We start from the raw sequence: 5,306 nt of genomic DNA, 5'->3' as shown, positions 1-5,306 counted from the left end.
GTCCCTGGTCAGCGTCTGGGTAGCGACCGACGACACCAACGCGAGGTGCCTGCCCGCGAGGGTGCTCGCGGTGAGTGCAATGACCGCTCCCGCCCGAAACGCCGTACCAGTCATCGCGCCTTCTATACCTAGCAGTACTATGCATCGTACTTCCAGGGTATCGAACGGGGTGAGGCTTGGTGAAAGTCGGCAAGGATCTGGTGGCCGCCTCGGCGACGCCGTTGGTGCTCGGCATCCTGGCCGAGGAGGAGAGCTATGGCTACGCGATCCTCAAACGGATCAACGAGTTGTCAGCTGGTGAGCTGGACTGGACGGAGGGCCTGCTCTACCCGTTGCTGCACCGGCTGGAACGCCTCGGATGCGTGGAGTCCAGCTGGCAGTCGGTGACGGGCGAGCGACGGCGCAAGTACTACCGGCTCACCGAGGCGGGCCTGGCCGAGCTGGCCGAGCAGCGCCGTCAGTGGGCCACGGTCATGGACGCGCTCAAGGGAATCTGGCTGGGTCCTGGTGACCGCGGGACGCTGACGGCGATCCCGCTGGAGGGCCGGGCATGACGGCGCGGGAGGGACAGGAGGAGCTTGAAGCGCAGCTCGCGCAGTGGCGCCAGTACGTGGGGCGTCGCCGGGAGATGCGACCGCCCGACGCCGACGAGCTCGAAGACCATCTCCGTGGCTGCGTGGACGAGCTCGTCGAGGCCGGCCTGAACGCGGATGAGGCGTTCCTGATCGCGGTCAAACGGATGGGCAGCCTCGACGACCTGGCCCGTGAGTTTGCCCGGGAGCACTCCGAACGGCTGTGGAAGCAGCTGGTCCTGACCGCAAGCCCAGCCGCGGACGCGCGGTCGCGGCGGGACCTGAGGGTGATGGCCTTCTGCGCGGCGGGTGCCGCACTGTCCATCAAGGCGCCGGAGCTGTTCGGGGTGAATCTGGACAGCGGCGCGTCAGCCTAGTTCTACGGGCCGAACGTCGGCCTGCTCGTGCTGCCCTGGCTCGCGGGTTTCCTCGCCTGGCGCCGGCAGGCCCGACGCTCACTGATCGGGATGCTGGTGGCGCTGTTCGCGCTCGGCGCCGTGGCGGCCAACGCCTACCCCCTGGCGGACAGGTCGCAGTCGCTGATCATCACCAGCATCCACCTGCCCATCGCCCTGTGGCTCGTGGTGGGCCTGGCCTACATGGCCGACGGCTGGGGGTCGTCCCGTCGACGCATGGATTTCATCCGCTTCACCGGTGAATGGTTCATCTACTTCGTCCTCATGGCTCTCGGTGGCGGTGTACTCACCGCATTCACGACCGGCGCGTTCAAGGCCATCGGGATCGTTCCGCAGGAGTTCATCGCGCAATGGCTCCTTCCATGCGGCGCGGCGGCCGGGGTCGTCGTGGCCGGATGGCTCGTCGAGGCCAAGCAAAGCGTCGTCGAGAACATCGCTCCGGTGCTCACCCGGCTGTTCACTCCGCTGTTCACAGCGGTCCTGCTCGCCTTCCTCATCGCCGTCGGCTGGACCAGCAACGGCATCGACGTCGAACGCCAAGCGCTGATCCTGTTCGACCTGCTCCTGGTCATCGTGCTGGGGTTGCTCCTCTACTCGATCTCAGCCCGCGACCCACTGGCCCCACCCGATCTGTTCGACAAACTGCAGCTCGCCCTCGTGGTAAGCGCGTTGGCCATCGACGTGCTGGTACTTCTGGCTGTCACCGGGCGCATCACCGAATACGGCACCACACCCAACAAGGCCGCGGCCCTCGGCGAGAACGTCATCCTGCTCGGCAACCTCGTCTGGTCAGCGTGGCTGTTGCTGGGGCTCGTGCGTCGACGCGTCCCGTTCACGACGCTCGAACGCTGGCAGACCGGCTACCTGCCCGTCTACGCCGCCTGGGCCTGGATCGCGACCCTCGTCTTCCCGCCGCTGTTCAGCTACGCCTGACCCGCCCGGCAGGTGGCGCCTGCCAGCTGGGCCGCCACCCACCGCCCAGCCCACGCCTGCGGTGGCTCCCTCCGCAGCCTCGTGACACGCGCACCCCAGCCCCGCCCTTTGATCCACATCCCTCCTGCCGGGCACTCTTAGAAGTACAGTTCTTAGAAGTACAGTTCTATTTCTCCGGCGAACGACGGTGACGGATGTGATCGAGAAGCCCGCGCATGTGTTCGACCGCGACTTCGAGTGGGGCCACCTGGTGCGCTTCGCGGCCCGGGTGGGCGGGCCCGCGCAGCTGGGGGTGGTCAGCGGGCGGCGGCGGCAGGGCAAGACGTTCCTGCTGGAGGAGCTGGCCCGCCAGACCGGTGGGCTCTATTTCGGCGCCACCGAGGCGACCGGGACCGAGTCACGGGCGCTGTTCGCCGAGGCGCTCGCGGAGGCGACCCGGCTGCCGACGCCGCCGCGGTTCGCAACCTGGGACGAGGCCGTTCGGTACCTGTTCTCGGTTGGTGCGGCCCTTCCAGGCCCGGTGGTGATCGACGAGTTTCCCTACCTGAGCGCGGTGTCACCGGCGCTGCCGTCGATCCTGCAGCGAGAGCTCGACCGCGCCGCGTCGGCGGCGCAGCGGGGCGAGCCGGGACTGTCACTGTTGCTGTGCGGCTCGGCGCTGTCGGTGATGGGCCGACTGCTGGCCGGCAGCGCGCCGCTGCGCGGCCGGGCGAACCTGGAAGTCGTGGTCCACCCGTTCGACTACCCTTTGGCGGCTCAGTTCTGGGGCATCACGGATCCGCGGCTGGCGGTCGCGCAGCACGCCGTCGTCGGCGGCACCCCGGCCTACCGCAGGTTCGTCAACGACGACGTCCCCGCCGGTCCCGGCGACTTCGACGACTGGGTGTTGCGCACGGTCCTCAACCCGGGCAGCCCGCTGTTCCGGGAGGCCCGCTACCTGCTCGACGAGGAGGCCGGCGTCCGCGATTCGGCGATGTACCACTCGGTGCTCGCCGCTGTCGCCGGCGGTTCCAACACCCGCGGCGGCATCGCGAGCTACGTCGGCCGGAAGGCCACCGACATCTCCCACCACCTGAGCGTCCTGGAGGACTGTGGGCTGCTGCGCAGGGAGGAGGACCTGTTCCGCCAGGGCCGGGCGGTGTACCGGATCGCCGAGCCGTTGATCGTCTTCTACCAGGTCGTCATGAGGCCCCGCTGGGGGTTCCTGGAAAGTGGCCGGGCCGCCGCGGTCTGGCGTGACGCCCGCCCTCGCTTCTCCGCGCAGGTCCTCGGCCCCCATTTCGAGCAGCTCTGTCGTGACCACGCGGCCTTCGCCCCGCCCGACCTGTTCGGCGAGTTTCCCGGCGAGATCGGCGCCGGTGTGGTTTCCGACCCCGAGCGCAGGACCCAGATCCAGATCGACGTGGCCGTGCTGGCTCCACCGGTGCCCGGCGAGCCCCGCCGCATCCTGTCTCTCGGCGAGGCGAAATGGGGCGACATCATGGGCTCCCGCCACGTCGACCGGCTCCGCCGCGCTCGCGACCTGCTCGCCGCCCGCGGCTACGACACCCGTGACACCACTCTGACCTGCTACAGCGGCGCTGGCTTCGACCCGTCCGTCACCGCCGCCACAGCCGATCGCACCGCAGCCAACCGCATCGCGGCCATCACCCTTGACCAGCTCTACGGCGTGTTTCGGAAGTCGTCGTTCGATCAGGAAGCGGCGACACAGCGGCCAGCACCAATGCGTTAGAGGCTCCGGCAATAGGGCGTTCGATCAGCGAACGGCGTCTGGGCGGATGGATCGCGAGGCTGCGGAGGGAGGCGCCCTGTGTTGGGCGTCGGCCGATGACAACGCGTCGCTCTTAGCCCCGCCCTGAACGGCGAGGCTTGCACGCTACGTTTCCCGGTCGCCGATCACTTATTTCAGGGCCACCAGCGCTGCACACGCAGCAGCGACGAGACGACCGCGGCTGCGAGCAGGTCGCGCCCTTCCTCGATCGAAAGGACGGCTGGAAGAACATCGATCACGGCATCCCGTCCTGCTAACGATGCGGCGGTCAGAGCCTGGGCGAGGACCGATCCACGCTGGTCAAGAGGCAGGTGAGGTACCAACTCGGCCAACACCCGCGCCCGGGCAGCCGGCCAGTCGATGGCGGTGGCGACAGTCAAAGCCTGGACGAGAACCGGCCCGCGCTGGTCAGGAGGCAGATACGGCGCCAGCCCAGCCAACACCCGCGCCTGGGCCTCCCGACAGTCAATAGCGGTGGCGGCACTCAAAGCCTGAGCGAGCTGATCGGGAGGCAGGTACGGTGCCAGCCCGGTCAACACCCGCACCCGAGCCTCCCGGCAGTCAATAGCGGTGGCGGCACTCAAAGCCTGAGCGAGCTGATCGGGAGGCAGATACGGTGCCAGCCCGGTCAACACCCGCACCCGAGCCTCCCGACAGTCAATAGCGGTGGCGGCACTCAGAGCCTGAGCGAGGACCGATCCACGCTGGTCAGGAGGCAGGTGAGGTGCCAGCCCGGTCAGCGCCCGCACCCGGGCCTCCCGACAGTCAATAGCGGTGGCGGCACTCAAAGCCTGAGCGAGGAGGTCGGGAGGCAGGTACGGTGCCAGCCTGGTCAACGCCCGCGCCCGAGCCTCCGGGCGGTCGACAGCGGTGGCGGCACTCAGAGCCTGAGCGCGCTGGTCGGGAGGCAGGTACGGTGCCAGCCTGGTCAACGCCCGCGCCCGAGCCTCCGGGCGGTCGACAGCGGTGGCGGCGCTCAGAGCCTGGGCGAGGAGGTCGGGAGGCAGGTACGGTGCCAGCCTGGTCAACGCCTGCGCCCGGGCGTCCGGCCGGTGGATGGTGGTGGCTGCGGTCAAAGCCTGGGCGAGGACCGGCCCACGCTGGTCAGAGGGCAGGTACGGTGCCAACCCGGTCAACACCCGCACCCGGGCCTCCGGCCAGTCGATAGTGGTGGCTGCGGTCAGAGCCTGGGTGAGGAGCGGCCCACGCTGGTCAGGGGGCAGGTACGGTGCCAGCCTGGTCAACACCCGCACCCGGGTGTCCGGCCAGTCGATGGTGATGGCGGCACTCAAAGCCTGAACGAGCAGGTCAGAAGGCAGATGAGGTGCCAACCCGATCAACGCCCGCACCCGGGCGTACGGCCAGCCGATGGCGGCAGCGGCACTCAGAGCCTGAACGAGCAGGCCAGGAGGCAGGTAGGGTGCCAATCCGATCAACACCTGCGCCCGAGCGTACGGATCGTCGATAGCGGCAGCGGCACTCAAAGCCTGAACGAGCAGCTCAGAAGGCAGATGAGATGCCAACCTCGTCAACACCTGCGCCCGAGCCTCCGGGTGGTCGATGGTGATAGCAGCACTCAAAGCCTGAGCAAGCAGCTCAGAAGGCAGATGAGGC

2 protein-coding genes and 2 pseudogenes are annotated in these 5,306 nt (G+C 68.6%); 3 read left to right on the top strand and 1 reads right to left on the bottom strand.

Translation table 11 applies throughout. The features are described from left to right. Positions 1 to 179: 179 nt before the first annotated feature. From MJ785_RS20115 to MJ785_RS20100, 3 genes and pseudogenes are all read left to right on the top strand, one after another. Entirely contained in the window at positions 180 to 554 is a 375-nt protein-coding gene (locus MJ785_RS20115) for a PadR family transcriptional regulator (RefSeq protein ID WP_239313589.1), read from the top strand. Then, positions 551 to 1,921, top strand: a pseudogene (locus MJ785_RS20105) (permease prefix domain 1-containing protein). Before MJ785_RS20115 ends, MJ785_RS20105 begins: the two are co-directional and overlap by 4 nt. Before the next feature lie 196 nt (positions 1,922 to 2,117). Beyond that, positions 2,118 to 3,653 carry an ATP-binding protein gene (locus MJ785_RS20100; protein WP_370653002.1) on the top strand — a complete coding sequence of 512 codons (1,536 nt, stop codon included), beginning with the start codon at positions 2,118 to 2,120 and terminating at the stop codon, positions 3,651 to 3,653. Between the two features lie 173 nt (positions 3,654 to 3,826). Here MJ785_RS20100 and MJ785_RS20095 read toward each other — a convergent pair. Further along, a pseudogene (locus tag MJ785_RS20095) lies at positions 3,827 to 5,306 on the bottom strand (apoptotic protease-activating factor 1 like protein); the annotation flags it as partial.

Origin of the sequence: Protofrankia sp. CiT1, from assembly GCF_917627335.1 — a bacterium.
GTDB lineage: Bacteria > Actinomycetota > Actinomycetes > Frankiales > Frankiaceae > Protofrankia.
Note: the sequence above shows the minus strand (reverse complement) of the source record. Positions and strands in the feature narration are given on the sequence as shown.